Annotated in this window: 20 protein-coding genes; 11 read left to right on the top strand and 9 right to left on the bottom strand. The window is 58.8% G+C overall.

Annotated features, from left to right (window positions below; genetic code table 11):
* Positions 1–6 precede the first annotated feature (6 nt).
* The gene (locus ACRZ96_RS12835; protein WP_480563058.1) at positions 7–672 is read right to left on the bottom strand and encodes an SDR family NAD(P)-dependent oxidoreductase; all 666 of its coding nucleotides are present in this window, start codon (positions 670–672) and stop codon (positions 7–9) included.
* Between the two features lie 276 nt (positions 673–948).
* Between ACRZ96_RS12835 and ACRZ96_RS12830 the strand changes: the two genes are divergently transcribed.
* The gene (locus tag ACRZ96_RS12830) at positions 949–2,520 is read left to right on the top strand and encodes a 2-isopropylmalate synthase (protein WP_170395900.1); all 1,572 of its coding nucleotides are present in this window, start codon (positions 949–951) and stop codon (positions 2,518–2,520) included.
* A 172-nt stretch (positions 2,521–2,692) separates the two neighbouring features.
* Here ACRZ96_RS12830 and ACRZ96_RS12825 read toward each other — a convergent pair whose 3' ends face one another.
* A complete protein-coding gene (locus tag ACRZ96_RS12825) occupies positions 2,693–3,478 on the bottom strand; it encodes a 23S rRNA (adenine(2030)-N(6))-methyltransferase RlmJ (protein WP_170612941.1) in 786 nt (261 codons plus the stop codon).
* Positions 3,479–3,632: 154 nt separating this feature from the next.
* On the opposite strand from ACRZ96_RS12825, the gene ACRZ96_RS12820 reads away from it, so the two are divergent.
* From ACRZ96_RS12820 to ACRZ96_RS12795, 6 genes are read left to right on the top strand one after another with little or no spacing between them, the layout of a single operon-like run.
* Positions 3,633–4,679 carry a rod shape-determining protein gene (locus tag ACRZ96_RS12820; protein ID WP_039523195.1) on the top strand — a complete coding sequence of 349 codons (1,047 nt, stop codon included), beginning with the start codon at positions 3,633–3,635 and terminating at the stop codon, positions 4,677–4,679.
* Between the two features lie 56 nt (positions 4,680–4,735).
* The gene (mreC, locus tag ACRZ96_RS12815; RefSeq protein ID WP_170423788.1) at positions 4,736–5,638 is read left to right on the top strand and encodes a rod shape-determining protein MreC; all 903 of its coding nucleotides are present in this window, start codon (positions 4,736–4,738) and stop codon (positions 5,636–5,638) included.
* Positions 5,631–6,167, top strand: coding sequence for a rod shape-determining protein MreD (locus tag ACRZ96_RS12810; RefSeq protein ID WP_170423786.1), 537 nt, complete (start codon positions 5,631–5,633; stop codon positions 6,165–6,167). Before mreC ends, ACRZ96_RS12810 begins: the two co-directional genes overlap by 8 nt.
* The gene (gene mrdA / locus ACRZ96_RS12805) at positions 6,164–8,113 is read left to right on the top strand and encodes a penicillin-binding protein 2 (RefSeq protein ID WP_480814701.1); all 1,950 of its coding nucleotides are present in this window, start codon (positions 6,164–6,166) and stop codon (positions 8,111–8,113) included. Before ACRZ96_RS12810 ends, mrdA begins: the two co-directional genes overlap by 4 nt.
* Positions 8,110–9,249: a rod shape-determining protein RodA gene (rodA, locus tag ACRZ96_RS12800; RefSeq protein ID WP_170395892.1), complete on the top strand. Its 1,140-nt coding sequence runs from the start codon at positions 8,110–8,112 to the stop codon at positions 9,247–9,249. Before mrdA ends, rodA begins: the two co-directional genes overlap by 4 nt.
* A gap of 10 nt (positions 9,250–9,259) precedes the next feature.
* Positions 9,260–10,192, top strand: coding sequence for a 2-hydroxyacid dehydrogenase (locus ACRZ96_RS12795; protein WP_170626147.1), 933 nt, complete (start codon positions 9,260–9,262; stop codon positions 10,190–10,192).
* Here ACRZ96_RS12795 and ACRZ96_RS12790 read toward each other — a convergent pair.
* From ACRZ96_RS12790 to ACRZ96_RS12765, 6 genes are all read right to left on the bottom strand, one after another.
* The gene (locus ACRZ96_RS12790; protein ID WP_480707153.1) at positions 10,189–12,204 is read right to left on the bottom strand and encodes a M3 family metallopeptidase; all 2,016 of its coding nucleotides are present in this window, start codon (positions 12,202–12,204) and stop codon (positions 10,189–10,191) included. The genes ACRZ96_RS12795 and ACRZ96_RS12790 overlap by 4 nt on opposite strands.
* Positions 12,205–12,279: 75 nt before the next feature.
* Positions 12,280–13,326 (bottom strand): HesA/MoeB/ThiF family protein, encoded by a 1,047-nt coding sequence (locus tag ACRZ96_RS12785; protein ID WP_480707151.1) that lies wholly within the window; start codon positions 13,324–13,326, stop codon positions 12,280–12,282.
* Entirely contained in the window at positions 13,326–13,781 is a 456-nt protein-coding gene (dut, locus tag ACRZ96_RS12780; RefSeq protein WP_170408302.1) for a dUTP diphosphatase, read from the bottom strand. Before dut ends, ACRZ96_RS12785 begins: the two co-directional genes overlap by 1 nt.
* A 26-nt stretch (positions 13,782–13,807) precedes the next feature.
* Positions 13,808–15,004: a bifunctional phosphopantothenoylcysteine decarboxylase/phosphopantothenate--cysteine ligase CoaBC gene (coaBC, locus tag ACRZ96_RS12775; protein WP_480814700.1), complete on the bottom strand. Its 1,197-nt coding sequence runs from the start codon at positions 15,002–15,004 to the stop codon at positions 13,808–13,810.
* 63 nt (positions 15,005–15,067) lie between these two features.
* Complete coding sequence (locus tag ACRZ96_RS12770; RefSeq protein ID WP_480814699.1) at positions 15,068–15,889, bottom strand: ChaN family lipoprotein; 822 nt, start codon at positions 15,887–15,889, stop codon at positions 15,068–15,070.
* Positions 15,886–16,764 carry an RNA polymerase factor sigma-32 gene (locus ACRZ96_RS12765; protein WP_170423772.1) on the bottom strand — a complete coding sequence of 293 codons (879 nt, stop codon included), beginning with the start codon at positions 16,762–16,764 and terminating at the stop codon, positions 15,886–15,888. The genes ACRZ96_RS12770 and ACRZ96_RS12765 overlap by 4 nt, the downstream gene beginning before the upstream one ends.
* A gap of 103 nt (positions 16,765–16,867) precedes the next feature.
* On the opposite strand from ACRZ96_RS12765, the gene cobU reads away from it, so the two are divergent.
* Genes cobU through ACRZ96_RS12745 form a run of 4 tightly spaced genes read left to right on the top strand, consistent with a single transcriptional unit; the run spans position 16,868 to position 20,469 of the window.
* A complete protein-coding gene (gene cobU, locus ACRZ96_RS12760) occupies positions 16,868–17,389 on the top strand; it encodes a bifunctional adenosylcobinamide kinase/adenosylcobinamide-phosphate guanylyltransferase (protein ID WP_480814719.1) in 522 nt (173 codons plus the stop codon).
* Entirely contained in the window at positions 17,386–17,964 is a 579-nt protein-coding gene (locus ACRZ96_RS12755) for a histidine phosphatase family protein (RefSeq protein ID WP_480814698.1), read from the top strand. Before cobU ends, ACRZ96_RS12755 begins: the two co-directional genes overlap by 4 nt.
* A gap of 58 nt (positions 17,965–18,022) precedes the next feature.
* A complete protein-coding gene (locus ACRZ96_RS12750; protein ID WP_480814697.1) occupies positions 18,023–18,907 on the top strand; it encodes a glutathione S-transferase N-terminal domain-containing protein in 885 nt (294 codons plus the stop codon).
* Positions 18,908–18,954: 47 nt separating this feature from the next.
* Positions 18,955–20,469 carry a YifB family Mg chelatase-like AAA ATPase gene (locus tag ACRZ96_RS12745; RefSeq protein ID WP_170513000.1) on the top strand — a complete coding sequence of 505 codons (1,515 nt, stop codon included), beginning with the start codon at positions 18,955–18,957 and terminating at the stop codon, positions 20,467–20,469.
* Here ACRZ96_RS12745 and gshB read toward each other — a convergent pair.
* Positions 20,466–21,398: a glutathione synthase gene (gene gshB, locus ACRZ96_RS12740; RefSeq protein ID WP_480707143.1), complete on the bottom strand. Its 933-nt coding sequence runs from the start codon at positions 21,396–21,398 to the stop codon at positions 20,466–20,468. The genes ACRZ96_RS12745 and gshB overlap by 4 nt on opposite strands.
* Positions 21,399–21,403 lie beyond the last annotated feature (5 nt).

Raw genomic sequence — 21,403 nt, 5'->3', positions numbered from 1 at the left:
TCAGCCCTACCAAGGCACGCGCTTGCCAGCCCAATCGTAAAAACTGCCCGAGTCAGCGGGGGTGAGTCCATTGATGACGGACAGCAGATTGGCCGCGGCCTCAACGGGTTCAACAGCCGGGTGGCGGGCAAGGTACTTTTCGGTAAAGGCCGTTTTGACTGTTCCGGGGTGCAAAGCGACACATATGGCCTGTTTGTGCGTGCGCGCCAATTCGATGGCAGCCGTATGTACTATCTGATTCACAGCCGCCTTGGCCGCACGATAACTGACCCACCCACCCAGCCGGTTGTCCCCGATTGAACCAACCCGGGCCGACAGCACGGCGATCACCGATCTGCGGTCGCGTGGCAGCAGGCGGTGCACGTGCTTCAACACCAAGGCCGGGCCAACTGCGTTCAGTGCAAACTGGTCCATCATCGCCTTCGCCGACAAGGTGCGCATAGATTTTTCCGGACCCATACCGTTAATCTCAAGCGCCCCTGAGGCCACAAGGATCAGATCAAACGGATCAGAAAGGGACGCCAGCATACGCTCTGCGCCATCCGGGTCGGTCAGGTCAAACCCATCCGTTGATCTGGCCAGTCGGGTGACTTTGACACCATCCGTTGTCAGGTGGTCATTCAAAGCGCGCCCGATACCGCCAGAAGCTCCGATGATTAATGCAGTTTTCATGCACGAGAAGTTAGCCGAAAGCTTCATCGCTTCAACTCCACCGTCAATTTTGTTCCCCCGTAAATTTCCCGCTTTTCATTCGCCGCGCGCCCTGTATAAGCTGATCTCCATGATCAACCGCGCAGATATCGCTTTTGCAAACGCCGCACCCAGCGGTGCGTTGTTGCGTGGTCTACTGATCCTAATCCGCCTCTGAGCGTGCCATCCGGCGCGCCCGCTCAGAGGAGGACGCCCGCGCGCCAAGAGGCTTTAGGACAGAAGAAGAAAGAGAACCCCATGACAAACGTGACCGATCAAGACCGCGTCGTGATCTTCGACACCACCTTGCGCGACGGCGAGCAGAGCCCCGGCGCGACCATGACCCACAACGAAAAGCTCGAAATTGCCGAGCTTCTGGATGAGATGGGCGTCGACATCATCGAAGCCGGATTCCCCATTGCATCGGAAGGCGACTTCAAAGCGGTGTCCGAGATTGCCGAGCGCTCGAAGAACAGCCGCATCTGTGGTCTGGCCCGCGCCAATTTCGCCGATATCGATCGGTGTTGGGAGGCGGTGAAACACGCCGAGAAGAACCGGATCCACACCTTTATCGGAACCTCTCCGCTGCACCGGGCGATACCAAATCTGACGCAAGACGAGATGGCCGACAAGATCCACGAAACGGTCAGCCACGCGCGCAACCTTTGCGAAAACGTGCAGTGGTCGCCGATGGATGCGACCCGGACCGAATGGGATTATCTGTGCCGCGTGATCGAGATTGCAATCAAGGCTGGCGCCACCACGATCAATATCCCCGATACTGTCGGTTATACTGCCCCGGTCGAGTCTGCAGATCTGATCAAGCGCCTGATCGAGACGGTTCCAGGCGCGGATGAGGTAATCTTTGCCACCCACTGCCACAACGACCTTGGCATGGCGACAGCGAACTCTCTGGCAGCTGTCGCAGGTGGTGCGCGTCAGATCGAATGCACCATAAACGGGTTGGGTGAACGCGCAGGCAACACCGCGCTGGAAGAAGTTGTGATGGCGTTGCGCACACGCAACGACATCATGCCGTGGCATACTGGCATCGACACCACCAAGATCATGCATATTTCGCGCCGGGTCGCGACCGTGGCCGGATTTCCGGTGCAGTTCAACAAGGCCATTGTCGGCAAGAACGCTTTTGCCCATGAAAGCGGCATCCATCAGGATGGCATGCTGAAGAACCGCGAAAACTTCGAGATCATGCGCCCTGAAGACATTGGGCTCTCTGGCACCTCTTTGCCGCTGGGCAAGCATTCGGGCCGCGCTGCACTGCGCGATAAGCTTGAAACGCTGGGGTATGAGGTTGGTGACAACCAGCTCAAAGACATTTTCGTGCGCTTCAAGGATCTGGCCGACCGCAAGAAAGAAGTCTTTGACGATGACCTCATCGCGTTGATGAGCGTCGACGACGAAGCGGACGATCACCTGCAACTGGTGTCGATGAAAGTGACCTGCGGTACCGGAGGTCAGGCCGAAGCGACGGTCGAGCTGGAAGTAGAGGGTGCAGACAGGATCGCCACGGAAAACGGTGACGGCCCAGTCGACGCAACCTTCCGGGCGATCCGGGCGATCTATCCCAACACTGCGCGGCTGCAACTGTATCAGGTGCATGCGGTAACCGAAGGCACGGACGCGCAAGCCACGGTTTCGGTCCGTCTGGAAGAGGATGGTATGATCGCCACCGGTCAGTCTGCAAATACAGATACGGTGGTTGCGTCGGCCAAAGCCTATATCCACGCGCTGAACCGCCTGATCATGCGTCGTGAAAAGGCCGGTCCGGGGGCAGATACACGCGAGATCAGCTACAAAGACCTGACCTGATTGAAGGGTAAGGCGAATGGCTCCCGCACCCGCGGCGGCCCGGCTTCGCCGACCCTTCTTGGGTTTTGGGCCCGGCAGCGCGCCTCTGGCGCGCTGCCGGGCCCAACGCGTTTGACGGCATCTTTGATGCGGGCAAACAGGACGGGAGCTTTCCCTGCGTAATTCTTGCTTATCAAAGCTGAGCGAACAGCTCCGACAAGCGGCGCGTTTCGTCTTCGATCCCGAAGGGTGCATTCAACATGAACATACCTGATCCGACCATGCGATGACCTTCCCGCGCCGGAGGGAACGTGACCTCATGGCAAATCGTTTTGGGATATCCAGCGGATTTCAGAGACGAAATCATAGCCTTGTGACGTGCATCCGTCAGGATTGGATACCAAAGTGCGATCACACCCACATTCCATTTGCGGTGCAGCTTCGCGATCACCCCAGGCAAACGGTCATACTCGGCTTTCACTTCATAACTGGGATCGATCAGCATCATGCCCCGCCTCGGGGTCGGAGGCAGCAACGATTGGGCCAACTCAAACCCATCCTGCCGATAGACCTTCGCCCCGAAAGGAGACAGCGCCAGTGAAAGTGCCGTATGTTCCTGCGGATGCAGCTCGGCGAAATGCAAGCTATCCTGTTTTCGCAGCAGGTTGGCCGCAATCAGAGGTGAACCGGGATACGCTTGCACGCCGTGACTGGCCTGTATGGTATCCAGCACCCGCGCCATTGGATGATCGGAATCAAACCAACCTTCGCGCCTGACGCGCCCGATCCCGGCGACAGCTTCACCCGTTCGAACCGCCTCAGCCGCGTCAAGGTGATATAGTCCACGCCCGGAGTGCGTTTCGATATAGCTGAGGGGTTTGTCCTTTTGGGTCAAATAACGCAGCGTCCACGCCAATAAAGCGTGCTTTTGTACATCAGCCAGATTTCCTGCGTGGTAAATGTGTTGATATGAGAGCATCTTGCCTTCTAAAGTCCCCATCAATAAGGCGGAAAGGTGCTGACTGTCGCGGAATCAGCCCTTTAACCGGGCGAGTTGGCACCCTATAAGGCATCCGTCCCGGAACCGTCGAGTCGCGGGCAGTGGAAATTCTGACAAACGGGATCAGGGAAATATGGGCATCTTTGGCAATCTGGGCGGCCTGTTCACAGCGGACATGGCTATCGACCTTGGAACAGCGAACACGCTGGTTTATGTCAAAGGGCGTGGAGTGATCCTATCTGAGCCCTCGGTCGTTGCCTACCACGTCAAGGATGGGGTCAAGAAAGTCCTTGCTGTTGGCGAGGACGCCAAGCTGATGTTGGGCCGGACCCCGGGCTCCATTGAAGCCATCCGTCCGATGCGCGAGGGTGTCATCGCGGACTTCGACACCGCCGAAGAGATGATCAAGCATTTTATCCGCAAGGTGCATAAACGCTCGACATTCTCGAAACCCAAGATCATCGTTTGCGTCCCTCATGGCGCAACCCCGGTTGAAAAACGCGCAATCCGCCAATCGGTTCTGTCTGCAGGCGCGCGCCGCGCCGGCCTGATTGCCGAACCGATTGCTGCTGCGATTGGTGCAGGAATGCCGATTACCGATCCAACTGGCAACATGGTTGTGGATATCGGCGGCGGGACCACCGAGGTTGCAGTTCTGTCGCTGGGCGACATCGTCTATGCCCGCTCGGTCCGCGTGGGTGGAGACCGGATGGACGAAGCGATCATCTCGTACCTGCGGCGTCAACAGAACCTGCTGGTGGGTGAATCAACTGCGGAACGGATCAAGACCACCATCGGTACCGCACGGATGCCAGACGACGGGCGTGGCCAGTCGATGCATATCCGGGGTCGCGACCTGCTGAACGGTGTGCCCAAGGAAATCGAGATCAGCCAGGCTCAGGTGGCCGAAGCGCTGTCTGAACCCGTGCAGCAGATTTGCGAGGCGGTGATGACCGCGCTGGAAACCACGCCGCCCGATCTGGCGGCGGACATCGTGGACCGGGGCGTGATGCTGACCGGTGGCGGTGCGCTGCTGGGTGATCTGGATCTGGCGCTGCGCGAGCAAACCGGTTTGGCAGTTTCTATTGCTGATGAAAGCCTGAATTGTGTGGCTTTGGGCACGGGCAAAGCACTCGAATACGAAAAACAACTGCGCCACGCGATTGACTACGAAAGCTAAGGCGCGCACCCTGATGGGGTGAGAACTCGGGCACGAGCAGCACGGGAAGGTAACCTGTGGCAAAGGACCGATCACAGCGCGATGAATACACGACCCCTTTGCGCCGCCTGCTGCTGGGGATCGTGGTCCTGTGCCTGCTGGGTATCTTCCTGATCTGGCGCATCGACAGCCCGCGCGTCGAACGGTTCCGCGCGCAGGTGGTGGACACGGTTGTCCCCTCGATGGAGTGGGCAATGGTTCCGGTCACTGCGCTGGTGAACCTGTCTCGTGATTTCCAAAGCTATCAGCGGCTGAGCGAGCAGAACCAGGAATTGCGCAGCGAGCTGCGCCTGATGCGCGCCTGGAAAGAGGCCGCGCTGCAGCTGGAACAGGAAAACGCCCGCCTGCTGGATCTCAACAACGTACGGCTCGATCCGCGCCTGACCTATGTCACCGGGGTGGTGATGGCCGATAGCGGCTCACCCTTCAGGCAATCTGTGCTGTTGAACGTAGGCGAGCGTGACGGGATCGTGGATGGTTGGGCAACGATGGACGGGATCGGAGTGGTCGGGCGCATCTCGGGCGTGGGCCCGGATACCGCGCGCGTGATCCTGATGACCGATGCCTCAAGCGCGATCCCGGCGACGATCCAGCCTTCGGGGCAGACGGCGCTGATCGCAGGTGACAATACTTCGGCCCCTGCAGTGGAGTTTCTGGAAAACCGGGAACTCGTGCGACCGGGCGACCGGGTCGTTACATCAGGCGATGGTGGCGTGTTCCCCGGTGGCTTGCTGATCGGTCAAATCACGGTTGATCCCGGTGGCAGGTTGCGTGTGCGGCTGTCGGCAGATTTCGAGCGGCTCGAGTTTCTGCGCGTACTACGCTATCAGTCGGCCCCACCAATCACGGAATCCGGTGATATCGTCGGCCCGCGTCAACCCGAAGCATCCTTGACCCCATCCGAGGTCAATGATGGATAGGTCGGTCTCAGGTCTGTGGGCCAAGCGCGGTCTCTATGTCGCTCTGGCGGCATTTGTGGTTTTTCTGCACCTGTTGCCGCTGGATACAAAACCTGATCGCCTGCCCTTTCCTGACATACTGATCGCTCTTACTTACGCTTGGGTTTTGCGGCGGCCGGAATATATTCCGATCCTGATCATTGCCATGGTCATGTTCATGGCCGATTTGCTGTTGCAACGCCCACCGGGGTTGCTTGCTGCGTTAGTGGTTCTGGGTGCAGCCTATCTTCATTCCACTGCAGCTGGCATGAAAGACAGTGGGTTTGTGGGCGAATGGGCAACCGTCGGGGCAGTGATCACGGTTGTGTTTGTGCTCTATCGACTCATTCTTGCTATCCTCTCGGTGCAACAGGCAACTCTGGGACCGGTAGTGGTGCAAGTTATTCTGACAATCGCAATCTATCCTGTGATGGTTTTGATGAGCCAAACTGTGTTTGGCGTAAGGCGCAAATCTGTTGCCGACAGCACGATGCCACGGGTGCGGCCATGAAGCAGCGCAAACCAAAGCCCAAGGGCCTTGCTTACAAACGTTTGCCGCGCCGCGCCTTGATCCTCGGTGGGCTACAAGCGGCCTTTATCGGGGGGCTGGCAGCCCGGATGCGGTTCATGCAGGTGGATCAAGCGGATGAATACCGTCTGCTGGCCGAAGAAAACCGGATCAACATCCGTCTGATCCCACCAACCCGGGGCCGGATTTATGACCGAAACGGGCAGATCATCGGATTAAACTCTCAGTCCTATCGCATCGTCATCGTGCGCGAGGATGCAGGCGATATCGACAAGGTCATCGCCAAGCTTTCGGAACTGATCCCGTTGACCGGGGACGAAATCGAGCGTGCCAAAACCGAAATGCGCCGATCGGCCCCGTTTCTGCCGGTCACGCTGGCCGATCAAGTAACGTGGGAGGATATCTCGAAAGTCGCGGTCAATGCCCCCGCACTGCCTGGTGTCACGCCCGAGGTCGGCATGACACGTCAGTATCCGCGCTATGAAGATTTCGCCCATGTGGTCGGCTATGTCGGCCCGGTCAGCGACTATGATCTGAGCCAGATTGAAGACCCCGAGCCGGTACTGCGCATCCCACGGTTCCAGATCGGCAAGGTCGGGCTGGAAGCCAAGCAAGAGATCACCTTGCGCGGCAAGGCCGGGGCCAAGCGGGTTGAGGTCAACGCCACAGGCCGGGTGATGCGCGAGCTGGACCGCCAGGTCGGCGAAGCCGGGGCAGATTTGCAATTGTCAGTCGACGCCAATCTGCAGCAATACGCGCAGGCGCGATTGGCTGGGGAAAGCGCCGCTGCGGTCGTGATCGATTGCGAAACCGGCGACATCCGCGCCATCAGCTCGGCCCCCAGCTTCGATCCGAACCTGTTCGTGCGTGGGATCTCGGTGGCGGACTACCAGATGCTGACGCAGGACAAGTATCGCCCGCTTGCCAATAAGACAGTACAGGGCACCTACCCTCCTGGATCGACTTTCAAAATGATCACCGCCATGGCTGCGCTCGAAGCCGGGGTGATCAGCCCATCCAGTACAGTGTACTGTCCGGGTCACATGAAAGTGGGCAGCCGCCGCTTTCACTGCTGGAAACGCGGCGGGCACGGGACGGTTGACCTTGAAACCTCGCTGAAGCGCAGTTGCGACGTCTACTATTACGACGTGGCAATACGTGTCGGGATCGACAAGATTTCCGAGATGGCACGCACCTTCGGACTGGGTATCAAACATGACATTCCGATGTCTGCCGTTGCTGCCGGGCTTGCCCCCAATCAGGAATGGAAGCAGCGGGTTCACGGACAGGACTGGCTGGTGGGTGACACTGCAAACGCTTCGATCGGTCAGGGGTTCATGCTTGCCTCACCGCTTCAATTGGCCGTGATGACGGCGCGTTTGGCGACAGGTCGTGCCGTGCAACCACGCCTTGTTCGATCAATCAATGGGGTTGAGCAACCCACGGGCGCGGGTGAACCGCTGCAGGTCAATCGCAACAACCTTGAGCAAGTGCGCAAAGCCATGTTCACGGTCTCGAATAACAGGCGTGGCACCGCGTATCGCAGTCGCATCATTGCCGATGAGTTCCGCATGGCGGGCAAAACCGGCACTAGTCAGGTGCGCAATATTACCAAGGCAGAACGCGCCGCAGGTGTAATCCGAAACGAAGACCTGCCATGGGAGCGTCGAGACCACGCCCTGTTCGTCAGCTTCGCCCCCTATGACAATCCGAAATACGCCGTGGCTGTGGTGGTGGAACACGGCGGAGGCGGCTCCAAAGCCGCGGCCCCAGTGGCGCGCGATATCATGCTGCAGGCACTCTACGATGGCACGCCACCGCTCGAGGCGTATCCGGCCGGAGACCGAGAGCGCATCAAAGAACAACAGAAACGGCTGGAGGGTGACCGTCGCCCCAAAGCGCGTCCTGACGAGAAGGACCGCGCATGAGCTATCTTGAATATGCCGTCAAATCCACGCCGTCGGGGTTTCGCAAGTTCCTTTATATGAACTGGCCGCTCACCCTATTGCTGATCAGCGTGGCAAGCGCGGGGTTCCTGATGCTCTACTCGGTCGCGGGTGGATCCTGGATGCCGTGGGCGGAACCGCAAATGGAACGGTTCGGTCTGGGCTTGGCAGCCATGTTTATCATCGCGCTTGTGCCTATCTGGTTCTGGCGGAACATGTCGGTTGTGGCCTATCTGGGCGCGATCGGTCTACTGATCGTGGTCGAACTGTTTGGAACGATCGGCATGGGGGCGCAGCGCTGGATTGATCTGGGCTTCATGCGGCTGCAACCCTCAGAAGTAATGAAAGTGGCGTTGGTGATGGTGCTGGCCGCTTATTACGACTGGCTGCCGGCGCACAAAACGTCGCGCCCGCTCTGGGTGATTATCCCGGTCATTTTGATTCTGATCCCGACATTCATGGTGCTGCGCCAGCCCGACCTAGGCACATCGATCCTGTTATTGGCTGCTGGTGGTGGTCTGATGTTCCTTGCCGGGGTGCATTGGGCCTATTTCGCTGCCGTGATTGCAGCGGGGGTTGGCCTGATAGCTGCGGTGTTCAACAGCCGAGGGACAGAATGGCAGTTGCTCAAAGATTACCAGTTCCGACGCATCGATACGTTTCTGGATCCTTCAACCGATCCGTTGGGAGCGGGATATCACATCACGCAATCCAAGATCGCTCTGGGTTCGGGGGGCTGGAATGGGCGCGGTTTCATGCAGGGAACGCAATCACGTCTTAACTTCCTGCCCGAAAAACACACCGATTTCATCTTCACCACCTTGGCCGAAGAGTTCGGCTTTGTCGGCGGCATCACACTGTTGATCCTTTACGGTCTGATCCTGATCTTCTGCATGGTCACGGCGCTGTCGACCAAGGATCGTTTCTCGTCTCTGGTGACACTTGGGATCGCGCTGAATTTCTTCCTGTTCTTTGCCGTCAATATGTCGATGGTGATGGGGCTGGCCCCTGTGGTCGGAGTACCGCTGCCGATGGTCAGTTATGGCGGCTCGGCCATGCTGGTCCTGATGGCCGCCTTTGGCATCGTTCAAAGCGCCCATATACATCGTCCCCGCTGAAAGGTTTTCCATGCCCGTGAATGTCCTGTTTTCCGCGCGCCCTGAGTTGTGGCCTGAGTATGAAGCTCTGATGCATCAATACTTGTCGGACGCAGGGCTAGATTTTCATCTGGCCACGGACATCCCTGCAGATCAGGTCGACTACATCGTTTACGCCCCGAACGGAGGGGTGCAGGATTTCACCCCCTTCACACGGCTCAAGGCAGTGCTGAGCCTCTGGGCGGGGGTTGAGAAAATCTCGGGCAATGAAACCTTGACCGTTCCGCTGGCGCGTATGGTTGACGGGGGGTTAACGCAAGGCATGACGGAATGGGTGGTGGGCCATGTGCTGCGCTATCACCTTGGGATGGACCAACACATTACGCTACAGGATGGGGTCTGGACACCTGATGCGCCACCACTGGCCCAGCAACGCACCGTCTGCATCTTGGGTTTGGGCGCATTGGGTGAAGCATCGGCCCACGCGTTGGCAGCGTTGAATTTCCATGTCATCGGTTGGAGCCGTACCGCCAAGACTATTCCCGGCGTGACCTGTCTGCATGGTAAGAACGGGCTGCGCGATGCACTGTCCCAGGCCGAGATAGTGGTTTTGCTGCTGCCAGATACTCCGGCGACCGAAAACACGCTCAACGCCGAAACACTGGCGCTGTTGCCGGAAGGGGCCAAGATCATCAACCCGGGTCGCGGGCCGCTTATCGATGATGAGGCCCTGCTGGCCACGCTGAATTCAGGGCAGGTCGGGCACGCCACGCTGGATGTCTTCCGCACCGAACCCCTGCCGACCGAGCATCCCTATTGGGCACATCCCAGTGTGACGGTGACGCCACATATAGCCTCGGAAACCAGACCTGTTACCGCGGCTCAGGTGATCTGCGAGAACATTCGCCGAGGTGAAGCGGGTGAACCCTTTCTCCACCTCGTCGACCGAAAGCTTGGGTACTAGGCCGCGATCAGCCCGCGGCCTTTGAGCAAGGCTTCGACGCCAGGCAGACGTCCACGGAAGGCCAGATACAGCTCTTCCGCCTCGCGGGATCCGCCAGTTGACAGGATGTGTTCCTCCAGTGCCTTGGCGCGTTCGGGATCAAACGCACCGCCCGCTTCTTCAAAGGCGGCAAAGGCGTCGGCATCCATGACTTCGGACCACATATAACTGTAATAGCCCGAGCTATAACCGTCGCCCGCAAAGACATGGGCGAAATGCGGGGTGGCGTGGCGCATTCCAATGGCCCGAGGCATGCCGATTTCGGCCAGCACCTCGGCCTGTTTCTCCATCGGATCAGCGGGGGCAGCCCCCTCATGAAACGCCAGATCGACCAGGGCCGAGGCAACATATTCCACCGTCTGGAACCCCTGATCGAAATTGGCGGCCTGTAGCACCTTCTGCAACATCTCTTGCGGCATCGATGCGCCCGTTTCGGCATGAGTGGCGAACTCAGCCAATATCTCGGGCACTTCCAGCCAATGTTCGTAAAGCTGGCTGGGCAGTTCAACGAAATCACGCGCCACCGAGGTGCCCGAGATACTCTCATAGGTCACATTGGACAGCATCTGGTGCAGGGCATGGCCGAACTCGTGAAACAACGTTCGGGCGTCATCATAGGACAAAAGCGCTGGTTCACCTTTGGCAAAGTTACAGACGTTGATCACGACCGGAGCCTGTTCTTTCGGGTATTTCGCCTGCCCGCGCATTGCGCTGCACCATGCACCCGACCGTTTCGATCCGCGTGCAAAGTAGTCACCGATGAACACCGCAATATGCTGCCCGTCACGGGTCACCTCCCATGCACGGCAATCGGGATGATAGAGCGGCACATCAAGCGGCGCGAACTCCAGCCCGAACAGCCGTGTGGCGCAGGCGAAAGACGCCTCGATCATCCGGTCCAGTTGCAGGTACGGCTTCAGCGCCGCTTCATCGAGATCATGTTCGGCCTTGCGGCGTTTCTCGGCATAGTAGCGCCAATCCCACGCCTCCAGCGGGCCATTTACGCCATCCTCTTGCATCATTGCCGTCAGCACCTCGGCATCTGCGTCGGCGCGGGATTTGGCGGGCTCCCACACATCCAGCAGCAGCTCTCGCACGCGATCTGGTGTGCGGGCCATCTCGGTCTCAAGCTTGTAGGCGGCGAAGCTGGCATACCCCAGCAGCTTGGCGCGTTCTTCGCGCAGGCGCAGGATGTCCGCCGCAATCTCGCGGTTGTCGGTCTCACCTCCATTTGCCCCCCGTGCAGTCCACGCGCGATAAGCCTTTGCACGCAAATCCCGGCGGGGCGAGAATTGCAGAAAGGGCACGATAATCGACCGAGAGAGGGTCACCACCGGGCCATCCGCCCCCTTTTCCTGACCCGCTGCGCGCGCTGCATCGATAACAAAGTCCGGCAAGCCTTGCAGGTCTTCTTCGGTCAAATCCATGAACCAGTCGCGTTCATCCGCCAGCAAGTTCTGCGTGAAGGACGTGCCCAGAGACGCCAAACGGGCCTTGATCTCTTGCATTCTCGCATCGTCGTCGCCGGTCAACGCCGCCCCCGCCCGCACGAACCCGCGATGAGACAGCATCAAAACGCGCGCCTGTTCATCGGTCAGGTCCAGATTATCGCGCCGGTCCCATAAATCCGCCACGCGCTTAAACAGTGCTTTGTTTGATGAGATGCGCGAGTAGTGTGCCGCCAGCTTGGGCGAAAATTCGCGTTGCAGTTCTTCACGCTTGGGGTTGCTGTCCGCACCTGCAACGGTGAAAAAGACCGACAGAACCTTATCCATCTGCTCGCCTGCAGCCTCCAGCGCTTCGATCGTATTGGCGAATGTGGGCGTGTCCGGACTCGCTGCTATCGCCTCAATCTCGGCATCATGTGCGTGCATCGCCTGTTTCAGCGCGGGGGAAAAATCATCATCCGAGATTGTGTCAAACGGTGCGATTTCGAAAGGCGTGTTCCAGTCTGAAAGGATCGGATTGGTCATTGAGGTCTCCTTTGGCCTCATAGCTAAGACCGTCCGTCGAAATGATCCAGAGCTACCCGAAAATTTGAGCCCACCTTAATGAGATGCCCCGCAGATCGGGCAATCGGTGCGACGCGCCAGGGTGATCTTGCGGCTTTCGCCGTATAGCGCATCGTAGATCAACATCTCACCTCGCAATGCCTGCCCGGCGCCGGTGATCACCTTGATCGCCTCAACCGCCATCATCGAGCCGACCACACCCGGCAGTGGGCCGATTACTCCAGCTTCGGCGCAAGAAGGTGCAAGGCCGGCGGCAGGCGCTTCGGGGAAAATGCACTGATAGCACGGGCCGGTTGTGGCGGGATCGAACACACTCAGCTGCCCTTCCCATTGCGAAAGCGCCCCCGAGATCAGCGGTTTGCCCAACGCAACGGCCGTTCGGTTGGCCAGGTAGCGGGTATCGAAATTGTCAGTGCCATCAAGGATCAAATCGAAATCAGCGAACAGATCTGTTGCAATCTCTTCGGTCAGACGGCGATGATAAGGCAAGACAATCACATTGGGATTCTGCGCCAACATAGACTGCTGGGCTGAAAACACCTTGGGCATACCGATATCAGCATCGCGGTGAATAACCTGCCGCTGCAGGTTCGCGTTCTCGACCTCGTCATCGTCGATTACGCCGATTGTTCCCACTCCGGCGGCGGCCAGATATTGCAGGGCGGGTGCGCCAAGGCCCCCGGCCCCGATCACAAGCACCCGCGCCTGTTTCATTCGCTTTTGGCCGGGACCGCCCAGTTCACGCAGAACGATGTGGCGGGCATAGCGTTCAAGCTCGGTCTCGCTGAACTGATCGGATGGCTTGGCGGGCTCCGACGTCTGGCCGGACGCGGCGCGATTTCGCAACGCCTTCAAACCCCGCCCATAAAGCAGCACCAGCACAGCCGCTCCAGCGAGGATCAGCCACATCGCTGCCGACCCGCCGGTTGCCTGACGCAACGGGTTACCCTCGGGCAGCAGAAGTTGAGCAATAATCACGCCTGTCAGGAGCGCGCCAACAGAAACCAGCCGCGCGCTGCGCGACACCCCGGCAATATAGCCAACACCCCATAGCCCGGCAGCAAGGATCAGAACCAGCAGCATCAGCCCCGCCCGGTTGAACCGAACCCGCCCGCGCCGCGATCAGTCTCGGTCAGTGCCTCAACGTCCTGGAACATGGCCTGCACCACCGGTGCGACGATCAGTTGCGCGATACGTTCGCCATGCGTAATCTCGAACGGTTCCTGACCCGCGTTCATCACGATCACGCCCAATGGCCCGCGATAGTCGCTATCGATTGTACCCGGAGTGTTGGGCAAGGTGATCCCGTGTTTCAAGGCAAGGCCCGATCGTGGACGCACCTGAACCTCGAACCCCTGCGGAATTTCGATCCTAAGGCCTGTCGGTATCAGCGCACGACGGCCCGGTTCAAGAATAACAGACTCACCATCCGGCAGATTGGCGCGCACATCCGCCCCGGCAGCACCCGCGGTTTCGTAGGAAGGCAATGGCACCAACGGGTCAGCCCCCTCCTCTCGGATCACGCGAATTGCCACCATACCTGCACCTCTTGTCTTTATGGCTGTTATCTGGTCAGCGCGCCAGCGATCTTGGCTGCCAACCGCTTTGCCACATCATCTTTGCCCATACGCGGCCATTCTTCGGCACCTTGCTCTGAGATCAGGATCACCGCATTCTCAGAACCGCCCATGATACCTGTCGCGGGGCTGACATCATTCGCAACGATCCAGTCACATCCCTTGCGGGCACGTTTGGCCGTAGCATGTTCGATCACGTTGTCTGTTTCGGCGGCAAAACCCACTACCAAAACGGGCCTGCCACTTCCCATTCGCGCGATGCGCTTCAAAATGTCGGGATTCTCGGCAAACTCTAGCGCGGGCACCCCGTCGCGGCTTTTCTTCAGCTTCCGGTCCGAGGCACTGGATACCCGCCAATCGGCCACTGCAGCTGCAAATACCCCCGCATCCACCGGAAGCGCTGCGTCGACCGCATCCGACATTTGCAGCGCGGTCTCTACACGCACGACCTTCACGCCGTCTGGAGGAGGCACGTCAGCCGGACCCGTGATAAATGTAACATCGGCCCCCAGCGCAGATAGCGCGCGTGCAACAGCTGTTCCCTGAGCGCCCGACGATCGGTTGGCGATGTATCGTACCGGATCAATTGGTTCATATGTCGGACCCGATGTCACCAGAATACGTTTGCCAGCCAAAGGCCCATCCCCGAACTGCGCCTCGATCGCCGCGACAATTTCAAGCGGTTCCGACATGCGGCCCGGACCGTATTCACCGCAGGCCATATCGCCTTCGTTCGGGCCGACAAATCGCATCCCGTCTGCTTCCAGTTGCGCATGGTTGCGCCGGGTTGCGGGATGCTCCCACATGCGGACATTCATCGCAGGCGCACACAGAACCGGCGTATCGGTCGCCATCAAAAGGGTCGAGGCCAGATCATTAGCCAACCCGCCTGCCATCTTACCCATCAGATCGGCCGTTGCCGGAGCAACCACGATCAGATCAGCCGAACGGGAAAGCTGAATATGACCCATCTCAGCTTCATCGGTCAGATCAAAGAGATCTCGATAGACCTTTTCACCGGCCAGGGCAGACACGGATAACGGAGTTACGAATTCTTCGGCAGCACGCGTCAAAACCGGCGTGACCGCCGCACCACGTTCCCGCAACCGCCGGATCAGGTCCAGCGACTTGTAGGCCGCAATCCCACCGCCGATAATCAGCAGAATACGTTTCGATGACAGCATGGCTCGCCCTTCCCGTCCCGGTCGGCCCTGACATTAGGCAACGCTGGCGGGCAGTTCCAGCAGTTAATTCTGCACCTCAAAGGCTTTGCAGGGGTCTTCTCGCTCGACTGTGGGGCTATCGATAACAGCATCAAAATCCCCGCTCACGACCCCATCTTCGGATTGTCCAAGCACAAAGACCTTCAAACCGGGGCGCAGTCGCGACAGAAAAGTCGGAATTCCGCGATCCTTGCGGGCATGGCCATTGCCAGTGATGACCGCGACAGGCCCACCAGTTTCGTCGGTGGCGCGCAGAATGGCTCGGGTCAACACAGCGTCCCTCAGACGTTGAATGGCGACCATCTGCGGTAGAACTTCAGCGGGCAATGCGTCGCAATGTGCCGCCAGTTGATCAGCCTCGCGTGCGGCTTGATCTTCATCCGACAGAGGTACAGTCAATCCATATCTGGCCGCATCAGCCCCCAACGCTGTGGCCGCCCCGCGTTCCATCGCAGCGCGGGCCGCTTCACGCGGAACCATCGCGCCATACACCGGCACATCCGCGGCCTGAAAAATGGGGTAGTACATTCTGAGAGGCGGCCAGCCGGATTCTGCCCAGCGCAGAATTCGGGACAGCTCCTCGGGATTGGTTGCCGCTTTTTGAGCCAACCGCTGAGCACCTTCTTCGGTCACCATCTCCCAGACAACCGCCGTGGGCGTGATTGCCTCAACTGCTTCGGCTTGGACCAGATGATGCTGAGGGTTGTCATGTATCTCGCCCAGAATGACGACATCCGCGGCCCGCATGTCGGCCAACACGTCCTGAGGGATAAATTCAGCAGCTCGAACCGATTGAGGCAAAGTGGCGAGCAACCCAAAAGCTGTAAGAATCGCAAGAGGTTTCATGCGAAGAAGTGTTGCACCTCGCGCGATTGCGCTTCAAGGTTCTTGCGCATCTTTGTGAATGCTGCCGCCTCGAGTTGGCGCACACGCTCTTTCGACAGGCCAAGCTCTTTCCCAAGACTTTCCAGCGTCCGGGCAGGCTCACGCAGTTTTCTTTCGCGAACGATAAACCGTTCGCGATCGTTCAAAGCTTGCATCGCCGCCACCAGCCATTCGCGCAGTTGCTGGTTGTCGTGGCTGTTCTCTACTACCTCGGCGGCTTGTTCGCTGTCATCTTCCAGCGCATCAATCCACTCGCGCCCGTCCTCATCTGCAGACTGCACCGCATTCAGCGAGAAATCGGACCCTGCCAGACGGCCTTCCATCATCTCGACATCTCGCAGCGGGACTCCGATTTCGGCTGCAATCTTCTGATGCAACTGATGGCGATCCAGCTCCAGCCCCTCAGTTGCGGCTTCGCGCTCCAGACGCGCCTGTACCCGACGCATATTGAAAAAAAGCGATTTCTGGGAGGAGGTCGAACCAGTGCGCACCATCGACCAATTGCGCATCACATAATCCTGAATGCTGGCCTTGATCCACCACACTGCATACGTCGAAAACCGCACACCCCGATCCGGATCGAACTTGTCGGCGGCTTTCATCAAGCCCAGTCCCGCCTCCTGAATCAGATCATTCATCGGCGCGCCGTAGCGTTTGAATTTCGCCGCCATTGATATCGCCAGCCGCATATAAGCCGTAATGAGGCGATGCAGCGCCTGCTCATCGCGTTCGTCGCGCCAGGCATAGGCCAGTTTCAATTCAGTCTCCGCATCCAGCAGCTCGGCCTTCATTGCCTGCCGGGACATCGAAAAATCATGTGCGTTGTCGAGTGCCATGCAATTCTCCCCTTTTATCACAGGCGATGGGCCGGGCTTGCCTTGCCGACTTGTGATCGATACGCAGGACAAAACCGGGTGGATCACCAGAAAGGTAATAAAAGTGCATGCCGATTTAACCTTTATCTTGGGCGGCGCGGCATCCGGAAAATCTGCTTTTGCGGAGCAACTTGCTGTTTCAAATGGGAAAAGTCGCGTTTACCTTGCGACATCACAAGTGTTTGATGACGAGATGCGCCTAAAAATCAGGCAACATATTGCACAACGCGGCAGCGGGTGGACGACGATCGAAGCGCCATTTGATCTATCGCCGGAACTCGCCAAGCTGACAAATGATCAGATTTGCCTGATCGATTGTGCAACCATGTGGCTGACAAATCACCTGCTGGCAGAGAATAACCTAGAGGAAGCACAGGCCGGACTGCTTGAGGCGATGAAGACCTGTGCCGCCCAGATCGTCGTGGTATCAAACGAAGTCGGCCACGGGATCGTCCCCGACAACGCCCTTTCCCGCCGGTTTCGTGAGGCTCAGGGACGGCTGAACATCGCTCTGGCTGCGCAGGCAGATCGGGTGGTGCAGGTTGCGGCCGGGCTGCCGCTGGTTCTCAAAGGGCAACCCCTATGACGCGCCTGCATTTGGTACGGCACGGCCCCACCCATGCTAAAACTATGGCAGGCTGGTCCGACCTTCCTGCCGACTTGAGTGATGAGGCCGCGATTGCACGGCTTGATGCGCATCTGCCTTCCAATGCCGTCGTAATCTCATCAGACTTGTCACGCGCCAGCGATACGGCCAGCGCCATTCAAGGCACGCGACTCCGCCTTCCGCACCACCGCGATCTGCGCGAAATTAATTTCGGCAACTGGGAGATGCGCCCCTTCGCCGAGATCGAGGCGGAAGATCCCGAGCTTTGCTTTGCCTACTGGGATAATCCGGGCGAGGTCAGGCCTCCAAACGGGGAAAGCTGGAATGAGGTCCGCGCGCGTGTCGATAGGGTCGTCGACACCCTGATCGCGGTCCATACCGGATGTGACCTAGTCCTGGTCGCCCATTTCGGAGTGATCCTGACTCAGGTCCAACGCGCTCTGGACGTAGACGCCCAACACGCGTTTGGTCACCGCATCGACAACCTGTCCGTCACCGAGATCACGCGCCATAACGATGGTTGGACCGTAGGTCGGATTAATCACCGACCGTGATAAGTGTGCGCACAAATCTCTGATTTACCGACGCGTCTCTGTCCGACATCGTTGCTGTATGACATATGATCTCTTTATCGGTGACCGGTTGTTCTCCAGCTGGTCCATGCGCGGATGGCTAATGCTTGAGAAATTCGGCCTGCCATACCGCACCCACATGATTGGCCTTTATTCCGGCACCATGGCGGCAGATATGGAACCACTGGGCCCGGCGCGCCTTGTTCCTGCGCTGCGTCTTCCAGATGGAACCGTGGTCGGCGAAAGCCTCGCGATGGCAGAGACATTGGCAGAACGCCATCCCGAAGCAGGGCTTTGGCCGTCAGACCGCTCCGCCCGCGCCACAGCCCGGTGGCTTTGTGCTGAAATGGTTGCCGGTTTCACAGCGCTACGGGGGCAATGCCCCATGCAGTTGAAACATTGCTGGGAAGGGTTCAAACCTTCACCTGAAACGATGACTGATTTGCAGCGGATCGAAACCCTCTGGGCCCATGCACGGAAGGTCTCTGGCGCCGCGTCGGGCCCGCTGTTTGGTGCCTATTCTCTGGCTGATGTTTTCTACACGCCGGTCGCTGCGCGAATTATTGGCTACGGACTGCCAGTCTCCGAAGACAATCGCGCATACTGCATGCACCTGCTCTCGGATATCGCAGTTCGACAATGGCGCGCCATGGGCATGACGGTCGCGTATGAGCCCTTCCCGTATCCGCAAGACCGTCCCGCACACAGCTGGCCAATTGGCGGGGATTCAGGGGCATTGGCAGTCAGCACAGGCCCCTCGGTCAACACAGCCTGCCCCTATTCCGGCAAGCCTGTACAAGACTATCTGGAACTCGATGGCAAGATTTGGGGCTTTTGTAATCCGTTTTGCCGAGACAAGACCGTTTCTGACCCTGAGGCGTGGCCGAAATTTACGGCGATGGTTGCTGACGTTAACGATTCTTAAACTGCAGCCATGGCAGCAACGTCCTGTTAACCAAGGACAGGATTGCCATGGTCGCCCGTGCTCACACCGTTGCCTTTCAAGGGGTCGATGCCCGCCCGGTCGAGGTGCAATGCGCCGTCTCACCGGGCCTTCCGGCCTTTTCCATCGTGGGATTGCCGGACAAGGCAGTCTCCGAAGCACGGGACCGGGTACGCAGCGCGCTAAGTTCGATGGCGATCGCGCTGCCGTCGAAACGGATCACGATTAACCTTTCGCCTGCCGATCTGCCCAAAGAGGGCAGCCATTTCGACCTGCCTATCGCCGTCGCTTTGTTGACTGCGTTGGAAATCATTCCAGCGGATGCTGCTGAGGGCGCTGTCGCGTTGGGCGAGTTGTCTTTGGATGGTTCTCTGGTACCCGTCGTCGGCGCGCTGCCCGCTGCCATGACTGCAGCCGCCGATGATCGCAGCTTGCTTTGTCCCAGCGCCTCTAGCGCCGAAGCCGCGTGGGTTGACGCCACTCAGGTGATCGGAGCGGGCTCGCTTGGGGATGTGGTGCGGCACTTTACCGGTCAGTCTGCGCTGCCCGCTGCGACACCGGGCGAAGTGAAACTATCACCCAATGCACGGGACCTGCGGGACGTGAAGGGGCAAGAGCGCGCCAAACGCGCCTTGGAAATCGCCGCCGCCGGGCGGCATCATTTGATCATGATCGGGACACCGGGTTCCGGCAAATCCATGCTGGCGGCGCGTCTGCCGAGTATTTTGCCGCCTCTGAGCCCGGTCGAAGCTTTAGAGACATCGATGATCCAGTCGCTTTGCGGCTTACTGGACGAAGGTGGCATCAGCCGCGCCAGACCGTTTCGCGAGCCGCACCATACCGCTTCGATGGCCGCGATCGTGGGCGGTGGCAAAGGCGCGAAACCCGGAGAGATATCACTGGCGCATAACGGCGTCCTGTTCATGGACGAATTCCCCGAATTTCCGCGTACCGTTTTGGAAACCCTGCGCCAGCCTATTGAAACCGGCGAGGTAATGGTCGCCCGCGCCAACGCCCATGTGAAATACCCATGCCGCTTTATGCTGGTAGCCGCCGCGAACCCGTGTAAATGCGGATACCTTACGGACCCGTCCCGCGCCTGTTCACGCGCGCCGGTCTGTGGTGAGGATTACTTGGGGCGTATCTCAGGGCCGTTGATGGACCGGTTCGATTTGCGCATCGAAGTCCCTCCGGTCGGATTTACCGATCTCGACCTGCCGCCTACCGGCGACAGCTCTGCGACCGTCGCAGAGCGGGTTGAAGCGGCGCGCGCCATACAAGCAGATCGCTTTCGCGACACGCCAAATACCCGTCAAAACGCAGATGTCGAAGGCAATGTGCTGGAAGAAATCGCCGCCCCTGATGCCCAGGGCAAAGAACTATTACTGAAAGCCGCGGAACGCTTTGGCCTGTCGGCCCGCGCCTTTCACCGCATCCTACGCGTGGCCCGCACCATTGCCGATCTCGAAGGTGAGCCGGATGTGCGCCGCCCCCATGTCGCCGAGGCGCTGAGCTTTCGCATCAGCGCCAAAGCAGGAGCTTAAAGTTTCGCCTCAATCGCTTGCCAGATTTTCTCGGCGATGTTCACGCTATTGAACCGCTCAAGCTCCTGAATACCAGTGGGTGAGGTCACGTTGATCTCGGTCAGGTAGTCGCCAATTACATCGATCCCCACAAAGATCTGACCACGTTCCTTCAATAACGGTCCGATCGCAGCGCAGATTTCCATATCTCGCTCGGACAGGCCGATTTTCTCGGGGCGCCCGCCCACATGCATGTTCGAGCGGGTCTCGCCCTCAGCCGGAACCCGGTTGATGGCGCCCACTGGCTCCCCATCGACAAGTATGACCCGCTTGTCGCCATTGCGCACATCGGGCAGGAATTTCTGCGCGATCAGAGGCTCACGAGAAAAGCCGGTGAACAGCTCATGTAGCGATGTCAGGTTGCGGTCATTCGCATCAAGACGGAATACGCCAGCACCTCCGTTGCCGTAAAGCGGCTTGAGGATGATATCGCCATGCTTTTCCTTGAACGCCTTGATGGTTCGCAAATCCCGCGCAATCGTGGTGGGCGGAGTCAGTTCAGGGAAATCCAGAACCAGCAGCTTTTCGGGATAGTTTCGCACCCAAAACGGATCGTTAACCACCAGGGCCTGCCCCTTTAGCCGGTCAAGCAAATGGGTCGAGGTGATGTAGTGCATGTCAAACGGGGGGTCTTGGCGCAGCCAGACGACATCAAATTCAGCAAGGTCCACTTCACGCTCAGGGCCCAACACTGCCGGGTTGCCAGCGACTCGTTGCACCGTCATGTCATGGCCGCGCGCCGTGATCTTGCCTTCCTGGTAAGCCAGTTGATCCGGGCCATAAAAAAACAGCTGGTGGCCGCGCACCTGAGCCTCTTCTGCCAGACGGAAAGAGCTGTCGGCGTTGATATCCACGGCCCCGATTGGGTCCATCTGAAAGGCGATCTTCATGGTGT

The sequence above is a fragment of the Ruegeria sp. CF1 genome, assembly GCF_056537445.1.
The sequence above is the reverse complement of the archived record's forward strand: the minus strand, read 5'-3'. Positions and strand labels throughout refer to the sequence as shown.